The sequence below is a fragment of the Hominimerdicola alba genome, from assembly GCF_900109655.1.
In the GTDB taxonomy this organism is placed as follows: Bacteria; Bacillota; Clostridia; order Oscillospirales; family Ruminococcaceae; genus Hominimerdicola; species Hominimerdicola alba_B.
This window is the reverse complement of sequence record NZ_FOAT01000001.1, coordinates 103,156-120,729: the sequence shown is the minus strand read 5'-3', so window position 1 is coordinate 120,729 and position 17,574 is coordinate 103,156. Positions and strand designations below refer to the sequence as shown.

General features: G+C 43.3%; 19 protein-coding genes. 10 read left to right on the top strand and 9 right to left on the bottom strand.

Annotated elements, in window-relative coordinates; translation table 11 throughout:
* Window positions 1-14: 14 nt before the first annotated feature.
* The 6 genes from BMY75_RS00585 to BMY75_RS00560 all read left to right on the top strand — a co-directional run bounded on the left by BMY75_RS00585 (window position 15) and on the right by BMY75_RS00560 (window position 5,158).
* Entirely contained in the window at window positions 15-1,094 is a 1,080-nt protein-coding gene (locus BMY75_RS00585; protein WP_074828101.1) for a nucleoside recognition protein, read from the top strand.
* A 63-nt stretch (window positions 1,095-1,157) separates the two neighbouring features.
* A complete protein-coding gene (locus tag BMY75_RS00580) occupies window positions 1,158-1,370 on the top strand; it encodes a hypothetical protein (protein ID WP_074828099.1) in 213 nt (70 codons plus the stop codon).
* A gap of 89 nt (window positions 1,371-1,459) precedes the next feature.
* Window positions 1,460-1,861: a putative ABC transporter permease gene (locus tag BMY75_RS00575; protein WP_074828960.1), complete on the top strand. Its 402-nt coding sequence runs from the start codon at window positions 1,460-1,462 to the stop codon at window positions 1,859-1,861.
* A 73-nt stretch (window positions 1,862-1,934) separates the two neighbouring features.
* Window positions 1,935-2,189: a sporulation transcriptional regulator SpoIIID gene (locus BMY75_RS00570; RefSeq protein WP_074828097.1), complete on the top strand. Its 255-nt coding sequence runs from the start codon at window positions 1,935-1,937 to the stop codon at window positions 2,187-2,189.
* A gap of 138 nt (window positions 2,190-2,327) precedes the next feature.
* Window positions 2,328-3,107 (top strand): putative ABC transporter permease, encoded by a 780-nt coding sequence (locus tag BMY75_RS00565; protein WP_074828095.1) that lies wholly within the window; start codon window positions 2,328-2,330, stop codon window positions 3,105-3,107.
* Window positions 3,108-3,253: 146 nt separating this feature from the next.
* Window positions 3,254-5,158: a GGDEF domain-containing protein gene (locus tag BMY75_RS00560; RefSeq protein WP_074828092.1), complete on the top strand. Its 1,905-nt coding sequence runs from the start codon at window positions 3,254-3,256 to the stop codon at window positions 5,156-5,158.
* Window positions 5,159-5,209: 51 nt separating this feature from the next.
* Here the strand turns inward: BMY75_RS00560 and BMY75_RS00555 are convergent, their stop codons facing one another.
* Genes BMY75_RS00555 through BMY75_RS00545 form a run of 3 tightly spaced genes read right to left on the bottom strand, consistent with a single transcriptional unit; the run spans window position 5,210 to window position 7,337 of the window.
* Complete coding sequence (locus BMY75_RS00555; RefSeq protein WP_074828090.1) at window positions 5,210-5,602, bottom strand: PaaI family thioesterase; 393 nt, start codon at window positions 5,600-5,602, stop codon at window positions 5,210-5,212.
* Window positions 5,599-6,426: a nitroreductase family protein gene (locus tag BMY75_RS00550; protein ID WP_074828087.1), complete on the bottom strand. Its 828-nt coding sequence runs from the start codon at window positions 6,424-6,426 to the stop codon at window positions 5,599-5,601. The genes BMY75_RS00555 and BMY75_RS00550 overlap by 4 nt, the downstream gene beginning before the upstream one ends.
* Window positions 6,423-7,337: a glycoside hydrolase family 5 protein gene (locus tag BMY75_RS00545; RefSeq protein ID WP_139199652.1), complete on the bottom strand. Its 915-nt coding sequence runs from the start codon at window positions 7,335-7,337 to the stop codon at window positions 6,423-6,425. Before BMY75_RS00545 ends, BMY75_RS00550 begins: the two co-directional genes overlap by 4 nt.
* A 261-nt stretch (window positions 7,338-7,598) precedes the next feature.
* Here BMY75_RS00545 and BMY75_RS00540 point away from each other — a divergent pair, with 261 nt between their 5' ends.
* From BMY75_RS00540 to glgA, 3 genes are all read left to right on the top strand, one after another.
* A complete protein-coding gene (locus BMY75_RS00540; protein ID WP_074828083.1) occupies window positions 7,599-7,922 on the top strand; it encodes a TfoX/Sxy family protein in 324 nt (107 codons plus the stop codon).
* Window positions 7,919-8,980: a hypothetical protein gene (locus tag BMY75_RS00535; protein WP_074828080.1), complete on the top strand. Its 1,062-nt coding sequence runs from the start codon at window positions 7,919-7,921 to the stop codon at window positions 8,978-8,980. Before BMY75_RS00540 ends, BMY75_RS00535 begins: the two co-directional genes overlap by 4 nt.
* Before the next feature lie 135 nt (window positions 8,981-9,115).
* On the top strand, window positions 9,116-10,558 hold the full coding sequence (glgA, locus tag BMY75_RS00530) for a glycogen synthase GlgA (RefSeq protein WP_074828078.1): 1,443 nt from the start codon (window positions 9,116-9,118) through the stop codon (window positions 10,556-10,558).
* A gap of 52 nt (window positions 10,559-10,610) precedes the next feature.
* Here the strand turns inward: glgA and BMY75_RS00525 are convergent, their stop codons facing one another.
* A complete protein-coding gene (locus BMY75_RS00525) occupies window positions 10,611-11,657 on the bottom strand; it encodes a TraB/GumN family protein (protein ID WP_074828076.1) in 1,047 nt (348 codons plus the stop codon).
* Between the two features lie 205 nt (window positions 11,658-11,862).
* On the bottom strand, window positions 11,863-13,182 hold the full coding sequence (locus BMY75_RS00520; RefSeq protein ID WP_074828073.1) for an aspartate kinase: 1,320 nt from the start codon (window positions 13,180-13,182) through the stop codon (window positions 11,863-11,865).
* A 240-nt stretch (window positions 13,183-13,422) separates the two neighbouring features.
* Between BMY75_RS00520 and BMY75_RS00515 the strand changes: the two genes are divergently transcribed.
* A complete protein-coding gene (locus BMY75_RS00515; protein WP_074828072.1) occupies window positions 13,423-13,863 on the top strand; it encodes a zinc ribbon domain-containing protein in 441 nt (146 codons plus the stop codon).
* A gap of 41 nt (window positions 13,864-13,904) precedes the next feature.
* Here BMY75_RS00515 and nrdG read toward each other — a convergent pair whose 3' ends face one another.
* The 4 genes from nrdG to nrdD form a co-directional block, all read right to left on the bottom strand.
* The gene (nrdG, locus tag BMY75_RS00510) at window positions 13,905-14,429 is read right to left on the bottom strand and encodes an anaerobic ribonucleoside-triphosphate reductase activating protein (RefSeq protein ID WP_074828069.1); all 525 of its coding nucleotides are present in this window, start codon (window positions 14,427-14,429) and stop codon (window positions 13,905-13,907) included.
* Between the two features lie 4 nt (window positions 14,430-14,433).
* Window positions 14,434-14,751: a DUF6881 domain-containing protein gene (locus BMY75_RS00505; protein WP_074828067.1), complete on the bottom strand. Its 318-nt coding sequence runs from the start codon at window positions 14,749-14,751 to the stop codon at window positions 14,434-14,436.
* 107 nt (window positions 14,752-14,858) lie between these two features.
* Window positions 14,859-15,299: a GNAT family N-acetyltransferase gene (locus tag BMY75_RS00500; RefSeq protein ID WP_074828064.1), complete on the bottom strand. Its 441-nt coding sequence runs from the start codon at window positions 15,297-15,299 to the stop codon at window positions 14,859-14,861.
* 31 nt (window positions 15,300-15,330) lie between these two features.
* A complete protein-coding gene (nrdD, locus tag BMY75_RS00495) occupies window positions 15,331-17,502 on the bottom strand; it encodes an anaerobic ribonucleoside-triphosphate reductase (RefSeq protein ID WP_074828062.1) in 2,172 nt (723 codons plus the stop codon).
* Window positions 17,503-17,574 lie beyond the last annotated feature (72 nt).

The window sequence follows — 17,574 nt, the reverse complement described above, 5'->3', positions numbered from 1 at the left end:
TGGAGGTAATACCTATGAAACGAGAAAACATATCCAAGCTGAAAGACTTTTTATTTTGCATATCACTGACCCTTATCTCTGCGGGAATGGCACTTTATCCTGCGGAGGTATCCTCAGCTGTTAAAGAATCTGTCATGCGGTGCCTGAATATTCTGATACCATCACTTTTCGCATTCATGGTATCAACTTCAATGCTTGTGAACAGCGGGTGTATACGAAATCTTACCAAACCATTCCAGTGGATACCACTGGTACTTTTTCGTATGCCGGAAAGTATTTTCTCAGTATTTCTGATAAGCACTTTTGCTGGATACCCAGTTGGTATAAAGACACTTTCCGATATGCTGGATAGAGGTGATATCGACGCGAAAACAGCCGAAAAAGCTGCCTGTTTCTGTTACTGCGGAGGTCCAGCATTTTACAGCGGTGCCATCGGACTTACGGTCTTTGGCAGTGCAAAAGTTGGAACACTGATATTTTTATCGATATTGTTATCAAATCTTATTGTTGCATTTATCACGTGCAGGTTTTCTGAACTTGCAGTAAAAAATTCAATTCATGCACATAAAAATGAAAGTCTTCTGGTCGGCGGGATAACTTCGGCAGGGAAGTCAATGGGTGTCATCTGCATGACAGTGGTATTCTTTTCAGCAATCATGGCTGTGCTGAAAGCCAGCGGAGCATCAGACTGGATACGACGTATTTTCGGACTTTCAGGGAACGAATCGGTTATACTCTCCGCATTTTTTGAGATAACTTCACTTTCCGAACTTCAAGGCACACCTTACAGACTTCTGCCGCTCATCTGCGCAGTCTGTTCTTTCGGGGGAGTATGTATCATCATGCAGTTATTTGCTCTGAAATCAGACAAATTATCTCTGTTCAGATTTATTAAACTTAGACCTTTTGCCGCACTGTTATCAGCACTGTTCTGTAAAATATTACAGCCCCATTTGATAGATGAATCTGTAACAGCTGTTTCATATAGCCGCAGCTTCGTCAAAGTCAACAATTTAAGTGCATCCATATGTCTAATATTAATGATTTTTCTACTGAATTATAAAAAAGGTCTGGTATTTTCAGATCGAGTGTGATATAATATATATAATTCAAAACTTGAAAATCATATCTTTTTTTGCAAAGGAGTTGCATATAAAATGGCAAAGAAAAGTTTTTTCGGTAATAAAATAACACCGTCATGTTCATACTGTAAGTTCGGCAACAAATCTAAAGAGGGCAACAAGGTACTGTGTGAAAAGCAGGGTCTCGTTGATGCCGATTATGCCTGTAAAAAATGGGATTACGACCCCATAAAGCGTGTTCCCAAGAAACAGCTGAACATTCCTAATCAGGAAGACGATATAATCTGATATCAAAGGCGGGAGGATATCCCGCCTTTTTGTATTATGTGCTTTTTACTGCCAATACTACTACCGAAAAAATTTTTCGGGGTGAAGAAATGAAAAAACTGCTGAGACTTTTTACGGTCGGTGTATTCGGTGCTATATGTTACGGAAGCATTGAAATGCTCGAAAGGGGATACTCCCATATCTCTATGGGATTGCTCGGGGCTCTTGCGATGATAGTGATACATGAACTTAACAGTGAACGCCGTGCAGGACGCCTGACCTATATCTGTGCGCTGTTCATATCAATGCTTTTTATCACATCGGGCGAGCTTCTTGCAGGAGAGATACTGAACCGCCGAATGGGCATGAAGATTTGGAATTATCACAGCATGCCATATAATTTTGACGGACAGATATGTATTCGCTATTCGGCGATCTGGTTCGTTCTTTCTCTTTTTGGTATGGCATCAGATAACTTTATCAGGCGGTTCATATTTTGTGAACCAGCCTAAGCGGTCACAACAATAAAAAAATGTTCTATCACACCTCTATTGGACATATTATGTAGCAAAAGGGGTGTGAACAATGTTTAGAACCGATAAGGAAAGGGCTGTGCTTTTCGGCGAATTTATGATCAGCCGAAAAGCAACTGTCCGAGCCACCGCAGCTGAATTCGGAGTTTCAAAATCCACGGTACACAAAGATCTCACCGAACAGCTGCCGAAGCTGTCATCCTCTCTTTACAGCGAGGTGCGGAAAATACTTGAGGAAAACAAAGAGCAGCGTCATATACGCGGTGGTCTTGCGACTAAACAGAAATATGAGAATGCTCAAAAATAAACATCAGCCGATAAGATATACTACATACTGTAAGCCGTTCTTCCGCAATGCGTTTGAGCGGCGTATTGCTGTTGACAAACTCGCAGATCTCAGCTATAATATGATAATGGATCACGGTCATTTATGCGAGGTGTACATATGACTATCATTTACGGATTTATGATACTCGCCCTGCTGTTTGCATCGGGCAGTATGCTGGGATGGACGCTGGAAGTCTTTTATCGGCGGTTCAAGCCAGCCAACAAGGAACGTGTCTGGATAAACCCCGGTTTTCTCAACGGTCCCTGTCTTCCGCTTTACGGTTTCGGACTGACGGCGCTTTACCTTATGGCAATGCTGGAAAGGTTCATACCGATAGATGATGACGGAATACGAAAAGGCGTACTTTTCACTGTCATGGCTGTGGCAATGACAGTCATCGAGCTTATTGCGGGTGAGCTTTTCATTATAAGGCGTCATCTTAAGCTGTGGGACTATTCGGAACTGAGATTCAACTACAAAGGCATAATCTGTCCCAGATTTTCATTCTACTGGGCTTTGCTTGGAGCAGGTTATTATTTTTTCATTCATCCGCGAATTTTATCGGGACTTGAATGGTTCTCTCACAATCTGCTTTTCTCATTCGTGATAGGATTTTTCTACGGGATACTTACGATCGACCTCGTAATGTCATTCAGCCTTACGGCGAAGATCAAAGCTTTTGCATCCGAAAACAAAATGGTCATTCGCTACGACGAACTGAAAAAACACATCCGCGCCGAAGCCAGAAGGCAGCGCAGGAGATACCGTTTCATCTTCGCAATGCATACCGAACGCGATTTTCTTGAGGAACTTCGCAGCTATATGGAAAAACAGCTTGAGCAGGCAAAAAGCGGCAAGATAAACGATATGATATCATTTTTCAAAAAAGAACTTTGAATTTAATATTTTTATAAAGCTTCCAAATATCACATCGTTTTTGTGATTATTTGGAAGTTTTTTTCAAAAACTATTGATTTTTTATAAAAAATATTGTATACTATAAAAGATAATACTATTATATGTTAAAAGGGAGGTCGTTTTTTATGAACAGACCCACTGAGATCGCTCTGATAGCTGCCGGAATTGATGAAGAATATCAGCGCGGTGTCATCGACGGAGTAATCGAATATGCTAAAGAAAAAGATATCAACATCTCTTGTTTTTCCTGTTTCTGCGGAGTTGTTTCAGACCGCGGTTTCGATTTAGGCGAAAACAATATCTACAACCTGATAAACTACAAAATGTTCGATGGTGTTATCCTTATGATAAATACTATCCCCGATGTTGAAGTCAAACAGAAACTCGTTTCTGTAATTAAGGCTTCAATGCTGCCCGTTGTGGTTTTTGACTGCGATGAATATCCGCAGTTCATGAATGTTACCATTGATAACAAAAAGGCTATGTCGGAGCTTGTCAGCCATATCATTGAAGTTCACGGCGCAAATGACATCGCTTATCTTTCGGGAGCCCAGAGCAATCCCGAGGCAGTGAAAAGATATGAAGCTTTCTGCGAGGTAATGACCGCAGCAGGGAAGACCATTGACCCTGACAGAGTCATGTTCGGAGAATTCCGTCCCTCCGATGGAAAGGTCATGGCTGAAAAGCTGATGAAGAGCGGCAGAAAGCTTCCTGATGCACTGATATGTGCTAATGATGCTGCGGCGCTTTCAGCTATAAAGGAATTTGAGGACAAAGGATATACTGTCCCGAATGACATTATCGTGACCGGATTTGATAATATCTATAATGCCCGTCACCACTATCCTGCGCTGACAACTGTTGAAAGACCACTCGCGGAAGCCGGATATTCTGCCTGCGAGATACTTCTCAACGCGATAGAGGGCAAATCATGGGAGAAAGTCAGGAACCTTGACGCTAAGCTTGTACTGTCGGAAAGCTGCGGATGCGTATCTACTGAGCTTACCGATATCAACGCTTACCGCAGGTATACATATAATATACTTGACTACAACAGATCGAAAGTTCGTCTGCTGAACAGTATCATATCCGAAACTGCTGAAACCGAGACCCCCGAGGAGTGCATGAGAGTGATCGGTAATAAAGTTTCCGAGCTCGACTGTGACCTCTTCTGCATTTGCCTTTGTGATGACTGGATAAGCAATTATTCTGTTAAGATCGAAGATTCTCTCATTCGCGGCTACACCCCGAAGATGTCTGCGCCGCTGATATGGAACAAGGGCGAGATATCCGAAGTCAAGTGCTTCAGGAGCTCCAACATCTCTCCCAGAAACTTTGACACAGGTGGAAATATCAGCTACTATCTTCCTTTGCATTTCCGCGAGAGATGTCTCGGCTACGCGATAATCACAAACAGTGAATTCCCTACAAGAAGCATGGTCTGTCATTCACTGATAATGAGCATCAGCCAAAGCCTCGAAGATATACGCAAGCTGATAAACCTCAATAATGTTATAGATGAGCTGGATAAACTCTATGTCATCGATCCGCTATGTAATATCTACAACAGAAACGGCTTTATCCGTGCCGCTGATTCGTTATTCAACGAATGCAGGATGCTTGGACAGAAACTGCTTATAAGCTTTGTCGATATGGACGGACTAAAATACATAAACGATAACTTCGGACACAGCGAGGGCGATTTTGCTCTTAAAACCCTTGCCACAATAATCAGCGAGAGCTGCGAAGAAGGCATGATATGTGCAAGATTCGGCGGCGACGAGTTTATCGTTATCGGTCTTAACGCGGAAGAAGATGACATCGAAAAGGTTGAAAGCGCCATAAAGAACCGCGTTGAACATACCAACAAGATAACCGGAAAGCCTTATCAGGTCGAATGCAGCATAGGTACACTTGTTACCAGGATAGCTGACGATATGACACTTTTCAAACTGATTACCAAGGCTGACGAAGTAATGTACAAAGAGAAAAAGCGCAAGAACTACTCGCGCTACCTAAGAAGATACTGATATAAAAATCCCGGAAAGCACAGTTCAAAGCTTTCCGGGATTTGTTATGTATCATGTCTTGTGGAAACCCACTGTCTTCACTACCGCAAGAGGTTTGCCGGTGCTGTCATTAACTCTTACTATGTAGGTGCAAACCGATCTGCCATCTTTTACAAGCTCGGTCTCGGCGTATATCTTATCTGTTGAAGGTACTCCGATAAAGGATATATCCGAATCAAGTGATACCGTACCAGGTTCCTGCCAGTTCGATGCCACTGCAAATGCAAAATCTGCAATAGTGAAATAAACTCCACCCATCACGCCGCCGACAGCGTTTCTATGACGCTCTGTCAGGGTAAGGCTTATCTTTGCGTATCTGTCGCCGACTTCTTCGATATATGCGCCTGTATCATAGGCGTAGAGGTCGTGGCTGAAAAACTCTCTTATCTCTTCAATTGTCTTCATTCTTCGCTCCATTTTTCTATCAAAAAGCTTGCTATATATTCAAGTCTGCCCGCATCAAGGTTAGGATCTTCGATACTGAAATGTGTTTCAATGCCGTTAGCTTCGGCACAAAGTCCGAAATGACACAGCGCTATGCCCATGTCTATCTTCTGCATATCCCAGCCTGTACTGTCGATATAACCCATATCATGTTTCAGGTAAAAATGCGCACCTATCTCGTTGATTATCACGCGCCAAGGCTGTCTGTTGACTGCCGATGGTGCCAGTCGTACCGCTTCGAGGATCTCCGAAAGCTCGGGATATCTTGCCTCGCTCAGCGGCACATTTATACTGCCATCGAAAAATAGTTCCTCGAACTTTTTGCGGCTGTCCGCCCTGATACCTTTTCTCATCATGATCTCTCTAAGTGAACGCTTTTCCGCAGGTTTGCCTATGGGGCTGACACAGGGCATGACTTCATTTGAATCCAGTTCCATTGCGTCCTCAAAAGCCTTTCTGTCCATAGTACCGCCTATCCAGGTGGTACCAAGCCCAAGGGACTGTATATACAGTATCAGTTCTTCAAAGAAATATCCGAATGCTTCTTCCGCGTGTTCCGCACGGTCTATTTTACCGGCTATGAAAGTCTCAGAACCCACTATAACAGGGCTTGAAAGTCCGTGCATACCTTTATCCAGTATGCGCACATCGACTTCCTGACCGTATGGAGTTTTTATCCCGCGGGCGTACCTCAGTATATCATCGCGTACAAGGGGAGTTATCTCATCGCTGTCAAAAGTCCTGACACTTTTGCGTTCGCTTATCAGCCCAAAAACATTGTTCATTTGTTATTCTCCTCTTCTGCAAAGGTGTTGAACCAGCTTTTGATCATCTTGCCGGATTTTTTCAGATCCTCATCTGTCCAGCCGGAAAGCTTGGTGCAATCCTTCGCAAACACGCCGCAGGTATCGCCACTGTTTGACAAACACCAGCTTATGCAGCTAATACCCAGTCTGTCGATAACTTCGCGCCATGCTTCGGATTCTTCAATGTCTATATCGCCCTTGCCGCTTGCCTCACACAGGTTGAATTCGTTGATGAATACAGGAAGTCCTGCTTCAACACAGCGTTCAAGACGGCTTCGCAGAGTACCCTTATGGGTCGCCGCATAGAAGTGCAAAGAATACATCACATTATCCCATTTGAAAGGCTTATCCAGAGCGCAGTGTATATCCTGTGACCAGTTAGGCGTACCTGTGATTATCAGCGCATCGGGGGAGTTCTGTCTTATCAGAGGTATTATCCTGTCAGCATACTCCGTAACTCTTTCCCAGGTGCCGCTGTTGTTGGGTTCGTTGCAGATCTCGTATATGACATTGTTCTTATCGGCAAATCGCTTTGACATATCGCCGAAAAATTCCTCAGCCTGATCTATATACTTCATTGGATCCTGATCACTGAGAACATGCCAGTCAACAATAACATACATATCCAGCTTTTCAGCGATGTTGACACCTTTTTCAACCAGTTCCTTGAGATGCTGCTTGTTACCGTCTTTGCAGTATCCGCGGAATTCGTCGGTATACATGGTTATCCTCACACAGTTTGTGCGCCATTCTTTTTTCAGCGCCGCAAAGGATTCTTCACATACATATTCGGGGTACCATGCAATACCGTGGGTAGATAATCCAAAAAGCCTGATTGGCTTCTCGCCGTCTGTCAGTTTACCATTTATAACTTTAAGTTTATTCAACATAGTATCCGCTCCTTAGAGTGCATCATGCTATAATTGTGTACAAATCTTTTTTTATATTATACACAATTAATGTAGACTTTTTAGTCCAATATTATTAATTTAATATTACATTTGCGAATATATTAAACTGCATAGCCCAAATAAGAAACGGCATACCCAACAATTTACTTTTCGACATCTTTACATTTGAATAAAATTATGATATAATAATTAATATGATATGAACGTGCCGTAATAAATCCAGAGAAAAGAGTGATATGTATGCCATCGACCAAAGAATACCTCGAATATGTACTTGAACAGCTTTCCGAGACCGAAGAAATAACGTACCGTACGATGATGGGAGAGTTCATTTTGTATTGCAAAGGCAAAGTTGTCGGGGGAATATACGATAACAGACTGCTGATTAAACCCACCGATTCTGCCAAAAAGTTTCTTCCAAACGGAGTTTATGAACTTCCATATGAGGGTGCTAAAGAAATGCTACTTGTTGATCTAATTGAAGACAAACAACGCCTGAAAGAACTTTTTGAAGCAGTAGCAGACGACCTGCCTGCTACGAAAAGAAAGGTGAAAAAGCAATGAGAGACCTTGACATCAGGGACATAACAGAGCACAGCTATCATGACGGTACGGTAAGCAGTGCAAGATGTGCGCTGTGGGGGACTTTTCCCGAAGAAGAAACAGAAAAATCCGGGTTAAAAACCTTTAATTTTATTTTTTCGCCTCGTCCCGAAACAGATACAGGCGCGTATCTTCCGCAGTTTGAGAACTACGACATACTTCATATCTCTGTCACCGAAAATGATAGCGGATACGAGTTTACCCTCGACTGCTCAAAGTACGTAAACGGAGAAACAGATTTCCGTCATCTGCATTTTACCTGTGAAAAAATAACGGCTTGCCTTTGTACCTTTGAGGATTTTTCATATAAGAATATTTACAATGAAAGCACTTATCCCGAGGGCAGGGAATATCTCGATGAAAAGTATTTTATCTGCACAGATGAATATGATATGGGCGACGGAATAACCGTTCGATATGAAATCTACGGCGAACAAAGTGAGAGTAAAAACAAATACGTCGGCGCACGTATTGCAAACTGCACCTATTTCAAAAACGGTGTAAAGATTTTTGAACATCTCACCGACAGACACCATCTTCACCCTTTCAAATCGGTAATACATCATTCCAACGGACATAGCTATATCCCTTTTCATACCGATCTTTACGGCATCAGCTTTTTTGAAATCGAAACAGGCAGACGCTATGACTATATCCCAGATGGACAGGAACATGATATTTCTTTTGACGGCGGTGAATCCTTCATTGTATGCGATATATTCTATGACAGCGAAAGCAATCTTCTCGCCTGTGACGGCTGTTACTGGGCTTGTCCAAATGAGATATTCGTTATGGACTTTTCCGACCCCATTCACTACGACCCACGAATGATAAGAATGCATGGCGAGATACCGATGGACTATAACGAATATGACGATATCAATTTTGTACGCTGGGAAGAGGAAAGTCTTATCCTGAAAGGCGAAGATGGCAATGAATACACCGTCACAAAGGCTCGTCTCAGGGAAATGTTAGCCGAAAAACGAAGTCGTTTTCCAATTGAAGATCTTGATAATTAATTATAAAAAAATCAAATTATACTATTGACGATAACGACAAACCATGTTATAATTAACCTAGACAGATTGTCTATTTTCTCAAATTCATGAAATTTTCTACTTTAAGTAAATCATATAAAGGAAGGAATAAATGCTATGAAAAAAGTTCTTTTTGCAGCTTCGGAAGTGGTTCCTTTTATCAAGACAGGCGGTCTGGCAGACGTTGTAGGTTCTCTGCCCAAATGCTTTGATAAAAAGTATTTTGATGTTCGTGTTATACTGCCAAAATATGCCTGCATGGCACAGAAATGGAAAGACCAACTGGAGTATATCACAAACTTCTATATGGATTTTGCAGGTCAGAGCAGATATGTAGGTCTGCTGAAAATGGTATATGAGGGAGTTACTTTCTACTTCATTGACAACGAGTACTATTTCAGCGGCGAAAAGCCTTATGGCGACTGGCACTGGGATATAGAGAAATTCATGTATTTTGACAGAGCAGTTCTTTCCGCACTGCCAATACTTGATTTCAGACCCGATGTTATCCACTGCCACGACTGGCAGACAGGTCTTATACCCGTTTATCTACACGATTCTTTCTGGGGCGGTGAATTTTTCCGCGGCATAAAGACCGTTATGACTATCCACAACCTTAAATTTCAGGGTAATGACAACGCCGCAAGATTCATGGCACTGTCAGGTCTGTCCTCCTATTACATGACCTATGACAAGCTTCTCAAGGACGTTGACGGCAATATGCTCAAAGGCGGTCTTGTCTATGCTGATGCTATAACCACGGTTTCCGATTCCTATGCAGAGGAGATCAAGACCCAGTTCTATGGCGAAGGACTTGACGGTCTTATGAGAGCAAGAAAGAATGATCTCCGCGGTATTGTAAACGGTATCGACTATGCAGAATATGATCCCGCCACCGACAAGATGATAAACTGCAACTACGACATCAACAGCGTATTTGAGAAGAAGATAATGAATAAGCGCGCTTTACAGTCCGAGCTTGGTCTTACCTGCGATGACAACAAATTCATGATAGGCATCGTCAGTCGACTTACCGACCAGAAAGGCTTTGACCTTATCGCTTACATGATGGAAAAGCTTTGCCAGCAAGACATTCAGATAGTTGTCCTCGGAACAGGCGACCAGAAGTATGAGGAAATGTTCAGATACTTCGCGTGGAAATATCCCGATAAGGTTTCCGCGAATATGTATTACAGCGAAGCCATGAGCCATAAGATATATGCGGCAAGTGATGCGTTCCTGATGCCCTCGCTGTTTGAGCCCTGCGGTCTTTCACAGCTGATGTCTTTGAGATATGGCACACTGCCGATCGTCCGCGAAACAGGCGGACTCCGTGACACCGTTCAGCCTTACAACCAGTTTGAGAAATCAGGCACTGGATTCAGCTTTACCAATTACAACGCCCATGAAATGTACAACACAGTCATGTTCGCACATTACATTTACGTTGACAGACGCGATGAATGGAACAGCATAATCCGTCAGGCTATGTCCAAGGATTTCTCCTGGCAGGCTTCCGCCAAAAAGTATCAGGATATGTACGACTGGCTCATCGGATAATATGACAAAAACAACGGCACTGCATTGGTTTGCAGTGCCGTTTATAATTATATCAGTCGTTCTTATATTCAACTCGTTCAACGGTATAGCCGTCTTTTTCAAGCTGTGAGATAATCCCCTCATCGCCAACGTAATGAGCAGCACCCACGACAAACAACACATTTTTGTCGCCTTTCAGGAAATTCTCAACTGCTTCTGTCATGACTTTGTTTCTGTTTTTATAGATCTTGTTCTCGTATTCTTCGATGGCAGCCGCATTCTTATCATCGGTCTCTATCTCCTCATTTGACGCTGTTTCAATATATTCAAGATCGCCAATCGCCCAGGCTTCGTGTAGTTCTTCAAGCGCTTTCAGATCGTCCTCGATAGTACTGTTTTCACGGGATTCAAACAGCATACTGTACACATCGTCTGAAAGCTCGGCGAAAAGATCAAACTGGAATTCCAGCCCCTCAACTTCATAGATCTCTTTATTGTCGCTGTGAGCTTTTATCAGCAGATATTTATCAAGACCCATATCACCCGAAAGATCACTCTTTGCCAGTGAGAGATTCTCCACCACGGTATACACAGCCCATGGTCTCATATTCGAGTAGGAAGAAATATCCAGCGAGTAAAGATCAAGATACTTTTCGAGAGCCTTATATCCCTTTTCTGAGATATGATTTGAAAGTTTATCGTTTGTATCATCGTAATACATTGCCGCCAGCATCGCCGACTGGAAAGTTATTGAACCCGATTCAGTCAGATCAGCTTCAACTGCGAGAATATCAGACTTATTATAAGCTTCTAACATTTGCTTCGGCATTGGATAATCGCTGTCTTTCAGAGCGTGCATAGAGCCTGTCAGGGTTATCTCTGCGCCATTTTCACCTTTTACTGTCCAAATGGCGGGAGTAATATCCGATTCACCTGTTGTGTCCAAGTCGGGCTCTTCTTCAGGAGCTTCTGTAATTGTCGGTAGTGTTACTGTTTCCGCGGCAGAAGCATCTGCCTTTTTAGATGAATCATCGTTCTTAGTACCGCAGCTGCCGAACATCACAGCAGTCATAACAGCGGCGCAGAGTACTGCAAGTTTACGATTTCTGTTTGTATACATTGTCATCTTTCCTTTTATATCTTAAATTTAAAACGATCCGTACACCCAAAGCGTTTTCCGGGTATACTTCCTATATACTGATTATACAACATATGGTTTCCTTAGTCAACCGTTTTATCTGATAATAAAATGAAAAAACAGTCCGTACAAAAATTTCTGTACGGACTGTGATCTATAAAGATCTATACTTCCTTAAAGGTTTTTATCAAAGTTTAGTCTCAACGAAGATATCGTAGATGGACTTAACAGCAGTCTCGAAATCGCTCTCGCTTACACCGATGATAACATTCAGCTCGCTGGAGCCCTGGTCGATCATCTTAACGTTTACGTGAGAGTGTGCAAGTGCGGAGAATATTCTGCCTGCAGTACCTCTGTTAGCCTTCATAGCTCTGCCCACAACTGCGATAAGTGCCAGATCTGTCTCGATCTCGATCATATCGGGATGGCAGTTTCTGTGGAGACCTGCAAGTATCTCCTGCTCCTTGTCAGCAAACTCTTCCTGAGTAACGATAACAGACATAGTATCGATACCTGAAGGCATATGCTCAAAGCTTACGCCGTTCTTCTCGAATACTTCAAGAACTCTTCTGCCGAAGCCCAGCTCAGCGTTCATCATATCCTTTTCGATATTGATAACGGTGAAGCCCTTCTTACCTGCGATACCTGTGATTGTGTATGCGGGCTTCTGAGAAGTGGACTCAACGATCAGAGTGCCGGGAGCCTCGGGAGCATTGGTGTTCTTGATGTTTATAGCGATACCTGCTTTTCTTACAGGGAAGATAGCGTCCTCATGGAACACGCTTGCACCCATGTAGGAAAGCTCTCTGAGCTCCTTATATGTGATGGTGGTGATAGGAGCGGGATCCTTTACGATCCTGGGGTCTGTTGTCAGGAATCCTGAGGTATCAGTCCAGTTCTCATAGAGGTCTGCATTAACAGCAGCAGCTACGATAGAACCTGTTATATCAGAACCGCCTCTGGAGAATGTCTTAATGGTATCGTTGGGCATAGAGCCGTAGAAACCGGGTATAACAGCGTTGTCAAGACCTTCTATCCTCTCGGAAAGAACCTTATTTGTGCGCTTTGCATCAAACTGTCCTCTGTCGTCAAAGAAAATGACATCAGCAGCATCGATGAAATTGTAACCCAGATAATTAGCAAGTACCATACCGTTCAGGAACTCACCTCTGGAAGCAGCGTAGTCTCTGCCTGCCTTACCGATGAAGCAAGCCTTGATAACGTTAAACTCGTTATCCAGATTCATATCAAGACCCAGCTCACTGATGATACCGTTGTATCTTTCCTTTATAGCCTCAAACTCCTTGGTGAAATCCTTGCCCTTAGCAGCAAGATCATAGCAGCCGTAGAGCATATCTGTAACCTTGGTGTCAGCAGAAAATCTCTTTCCGGGAGCGGAGGGAACTACAAATCTTCTTGAATCCTCTGCAGTGATGATATCCTTAACCTTCTTGAACTGTTCAGCGCTTGCCAGTGAGCTTCCGCCGAATTTTACTACCTTAGTCATTAATGTTCAGACCCCTTCTTACTTAAAATAAACTATATCATGCATTTTAGCACCTTAAAAAGTATATCTAATTTCTCTTAAATAGTCAATAGTCAAACATACAAACTTTACCAACGATTCCAATGTGCGTTTGTGAAATACGCTTGTATTTCTCTGGCGGACAAGCACAACATACGCAACAGATAGTTGCTTGATTTGATCGGACTTTGGTGTTATAATGTATTCAAAGGAGATGATACCATGGAAACAAAAACCATCATACATGAACTTCGCACAAAACAAGGACTCTCTCAGGAAGAACTTGCAGAAAAAGTATTCGTAACCCGACAGGCTGTATCCCGCTGGGAAAAAGGTGAAACCGTCCCTAATACGGAAACACTGAAACTTCTCTCAAAGCTTTTTGATGTTTCTATAAACACTATCCTTGGTTCACCGCGCACACTTATCTGCCAGTGCTGCGGAATGCCTCTTGAAGATACAAGCATCAGCAGGGAAGTGGATGGCACATTCAACGAGGAATACTGCAAGTGGTGCTACACCGACGGTAAATTTATTTACTCCTCATTAGACGAACTTACGGAGTTTCTCGTTGGTCATATCTCCAACGAAAAATTCCCGCCCGAACAGGCAAGAGAATACTTGTCTCAGGCTCTGCCAAAGCTCAAACACTGGCAAAACTGAAACATCCCGTGAACATTATGCGTGTTCACGGGATTATATTTTTAATCGAAATCAATCAGAACTGTTTCAGAACCTGACAGTGTCTTTTTCAGGTCGACTATACGCTGATTATCCGAACCGCGGAAAGCCAGCGAGATATTTCTCCTTGCCAGAATGAACTCACCATCAACAAGTACATCTATCATGGAAAGCATCTCATCGGTACATTCACAGCGCCAGTGGCTTTCGGCAAGCAAATGCTTTTCAAGCACACAGCCCGTGTAGCACCATATGCTTTTAGTCGGAAATTTCTCCCTCACTCTGCGCAGAAATGGCACCAAAGCCCGCTGATTATCTGGCTCCATTGGCTCACCGCCAAGCAGTGTAAGACCGTCGATATAGTCGGGAGAAAGCATTTCAAGAAGTTCGTTTTCTGTTTCGGCATTAAAAAGCTTTCCGTAGCCGAAATCCCATGTCATTTTATTGAAACAGCCCTCACAGCAGTGGGTACACCCCGATACGAACAGGCTCACCCTTACACCGATGCCGTCGGCTATATCGCAGTTTTTTATCTCACCGTAGTTCATAGTCTCACCTTGTTTCCTTACGATGAAAGCCTATGTCACCATCATACCTGTCGGCGTGATACACAGCTTCAAATTCCTCTTTTGTGATGTACTTCGCATAAAATTCGGGCTCCGTGTTTATCTCATCGGGTGTGGGTATGGGCGCCTCTGTAACGAACTCAAAGCCTTCCTCGATAACAGGAGCAACTCTTCTGTCGGCGTATACCTCAGTCATCCTTGTGGCGTATCTTTCGTTCTCGATATCCACTTCGTAGAAAAATACAATAGGGTCATTATCATAACTGTGTTCCCAATACCACTTGATATACTCAAATCTGTTCATACTCTTTTACAGGTGAAGCACCCTGTCCCTTATCTCCTGAATCCTGCCTTGATTCTGGTATTGTGTTTCTGTCAATCATAGTTACGACCACTCATTCTGCCAAATAATCACTTACATTCAAGCCGAAGTTCTTCCATACCAAGTTCAATAAGCCCGGTGGGTACGAATCCAACCGATCGGTACAGCCGGGATGCCACCGAATTGCCGGGGACTACACCCGTATATACAGAATCAACATCGAATTTGTCTTTCAGGAATTTTATCCCAAGGACAAGCGCCTGTCTGCCATAGCCCTTATGCTGATGTTTTTTATCAATGAGGAATTTCCACAGGGTATAATAGTGCTTGACCTCGTAGTAACCCATCATTATAAATCCAACTATCTCATCATCGCTGTACACTGCAAATGGGTATGCATTATCACTGTAGACATAAGCTTGTGCCAAAGATTCCGCCACAGTCGAAACAAAGCTTTTCTGGTCTTCATTAACTTCCAGAGCCAGCACATCATCAATATTGTTCTTGTCAACCGGTCGTAACTCTACCATACTTATCTCCTGTATACCTATATTTATTTTATCACAGATGAAGAACCCTGTCGCGGATCTCCTGTGTTCTGCCCTGATTCCAGTACTGAGTTCCTATATAACCGCAGGTACGCCTTGCAACATTCATCTTGTTCTGGTCGCGGTTGTGACACTGAGGACATTCCCAGATAAGCTTGCCGTCATCTTCAACTATCTGAATCTCGCCGTCAAATCCGCACACCTGACAGTAGTCACTCTTGGTGTTCAGCTCGGCATACATTATATTGTCGTAGATGAATCTGATAACTTTCAGCACTGCGGGAATATTCTTCTGCATATTGGGAACTTCAACATAGCTTATAGCACCACCGGGGGAGAGATGCTGGAACTCGCTCTCGAATTTCAGTTTGGTGAAAGCATCTATCTCCTCGGTAACATGAACATGATAGCTGTTTGTGATGTAGCTCTTGTCGGTTATACCCTCAACTATGCCGAACCTTTTCTGTAAGCATCTTGCAAACTTGTAAGTAGTAGATTCAAGGGGAGTGCCGTATATTGAGAAATCGATATTCTCCTTTTCTTTCCAAACTTTGCAGGCATCGTTCATGTGCTGCATTATCTCAAGTGCGAAAGGCTTTGCTTCAGGATCAGTGTGGCTCTTGCCTGTCATGTATTTCACGCACTCATAAAGTCCCGCGTACCCAAGAGAAATGGTGGAATATCCGCCGAACAACAGCTTGTCGATGGTCTCGCCCTTTTTAAGCCTTGCAAGCGCACCATACTGCCAGAGAATCGGTGCAGCATCGGAAAGAGTACCTTTCAGACGTTCATGTCTGCACATCAGCGCCCTGTAACAGAGTTCCAGCCTGTCGTCGAATATCTTCCAGAAGTTCTCCATATTCTTAGAGCTTGAAAGTGCTATATCAACGAGGTTTATAGTAACAACGCCTTGATTGAAGCGTCCGTAATACTTGGGTTTGCCGTTTTCATCAAGATATGGTGTCAGGAAGCTTCTGCATCCCATGCAGGTGTAGCAGTGACCGTCGCCGTTTTTATCGACTTTCAGCTTCTTCATGACTTTCTCGGAGATATAGTCGGGCACCATGCGCTTTGCAGTGCATTTTGCAGCAAGCTTTGTCAGGTAGAAATAAGGTGTTCCTTCGTCGATGTTGTCCTCTTCAAGAACATAGATAAGCTTCGGGAAAGCAGGAGTTACCCAAACGCCCGATTCGTTCTTAACACCCTCGGCACGCTGTTTCAGAGTTTCCTCGATTATCATAGCCAGGTCTTTCTTTTCCTGCTCGTTCTTTGCTTCGTTCAGATACATGAACACGGTAACGAAAGGAGCCTGTCCGTTGGTAGTCAGCAGAGTTACCACCTGATACTGTATGGTCTGGACACCTCTGGTTATCTCTCTGCGGAGCCTTTCTTCGGTTATCATTTCAAGCTTTTCCTGAGTTGGTGTAACCCCAAGCTTCGCCATCTCAACTTCAAGTTCCTTGCGTATCTTCACTCTTGAGATCTGCACAAAAGGCGCAAGATGAGCAAGGCTTATGCTCTGTCCGCCATACTGGTTTGAAGCTACCTGTGCAATTATCTGTGTGGCGATATTGCAGGCAGTTGAAAAGCTGTGGGGCTTCTCAATAAGGGTCTCGCTTATAACAGTGCCATTCTGAAGCATATCTTCCAGATTTACGAGATCGCAGTTGTGCATATGCTGTGCGTAGTAATCAGTATCATGGAAATGGATTATACCCGCTTCATGAGCTTCAACGATATCGTGGGGCAGCAGAAGTCTTTTTGTAAGGTCACGGCTGACTTCGCCCGCCATGTAGTCACGCTGAACACTGTTTACAGCAGGGTTCTTGTTGGAGTTTTCCTGCTTTACTTCCTCATTTGCGCACTCGATAAGGCTGAGTATCTTGTTATCGGTGGTGTTGGTCTTTCTCACCAGAGAACGGGTATAGCGGTATCTTACATATCTTCTCGCCAGTTCAAAAGCACCTTTAGCCATAAGCTGGTTTTCCACCATATCCTGTATCTCTTCAACAGTTACTGCTCTGCCAAGCTTGTTGCATTTGTACTCAACGTAATCGGTGACATCGGCGATCTCTTCATCGCTTATCCTGCCTTTTTCACCTGCTGCATTTGCTTTTTTAATGGCGTTTACTATCTTAGCCGAATCGAAAACTTCCTCGGCGCCGTTCCTTTTGATTATCTTCATTTTATATCTTCCTCCGGGATATAGTTACAATGTAAAAATATCAATCTATAATATCGGTAATTTTGATTATAC

Bases quoted from the DNA above. Each gene is read 5' to 3' on its own strand.
- BMY75_RS00570 (WP_074828097.1), top strand. From the start codon at position 1,935: ATGTTTAGAACCGATAAGGAAAGGGCTGTGCTTTTCGGCGAATTTATG.
- BMY75_RS00580 (WP_074828099.1), top strand. From the start codon at position 1,158: ATGGCAAAGAAAAGTTTTTTCGGTAATAAAATAACACCGTCATGTTCA.
- BMY75_RS00525 (WP_074828076.1), bottom strand. From the start codon at position 11,657: ATGTATACAAACAGAAATCGTAAACTTGCAGTACTCTGCGCCGCTGTT.
- BMY75_RS00545 (WP_139199652.1), bottom strand. From the start codon at position 7,337: ATGTTGAATAAACTTAAAGTTATAAATGGTAAACTGACAGACGGCGAG.
- BMY75_RS00550 (WP_074828087.1), bottom strand. From the start codon at position 6,426: ATGAACAATGTTTTTGGGCTGATAAGCGAACGCAAAAGTGTCAGGACT.
- BMY75_RS00520 (WP_074828073.1), bottom strand. From the start codon at position 13,182: ATGACTAAGGTAGTAAAATTCGGCGGAAGCTCACTGGCAAGCGCTGAA.
- nrdG (WP_074828069.1), bottom strand. From the start codon at position 14,429: ATGAACTACGGTGAGATAAAAAACTGCGATATAGCCGACGGCATCGGT.
- BMY75_RS00500 (WP_074828064.1), bottom strand. From the start codon at position 15,299: ATGGTAGAGTTACGACCGGTTGACAAGAACAATATTGATGATGTGCTG.
- BMY75_RS00585 (WP_074828101.1), top strand. From the start codon at position 15: ATGAAACGAGAAAACATATCCAAGCTGAAAGACTTTTTATTTTGCATA.
- BMY75_RS00535 (WP_074828080.1), top strand. From the start codon at position 7,919: ATGAGAGACCTTGACATCAGGGACATAACAGAGCACAGCTATCATGAC.
- nrdD (WP_074828062.1), bottom strand. From the start codon at position 17,502: ATGAAGATAATCAAAAGGAACGGCGCCGAGGAAGTTTTCGATTCGGCT.
- BMY75_RS00555 (WP_074828090.1), bottom strand. From the start codon at position 5,602: ATGAAGACAATTGAAGAGATAAGAGAGTTTTTCAGCCACGACCTCTAC.
- glgA (WP_074828078.1), top strand. From the start codon at position 9,116: ATGAAAAAAGTTCTTTTTGCAGCTTCGGAAGTGGTTCCTTTTATCAAG.
- BMY75_RS00565 (WP_074828095.1), top strand. From the start codon at position 2,328: ATGACTATCATTTACGGATTTATGATACTCGCCCTGCTGTTTGCATCG.
- BMY75_RS00505 (WP_074828067.1), bottom strand. From the start codon at position 14,751: ATGAACAGATTTGAGTATATCAAGTGGTATTGGGAACACAGTTATGAT.
- BMY75_RS00540 (WP_074828083.1), top strand. From the start codon at position 7,599: ATGCCATCGACCAAAGAATACCTCGAATATGTACTTGAACAGCTTTCC.
- BMY75_RS00560 (WP_074828092.1), top strand. From the start codon at position 3,254: ATGAACAGACCCACTGAGATCGCTCTGATAGCTGCCGGAATTGATGAA.
- BMY75_RS00515 (WP_074828072.1), top strand. From the start codon at position 13,423: ATGGAAACAAAAACCATCATACATGAACTTCGCACAAAACAAGGACTC.
- BMY75_RS00575 (WP_074828960.1), top strand. From the start codon at position 1,460: ATGAAAAAACTGCTGAGACTTTTTACGGTCGGTGTATTCGGTGCTATA.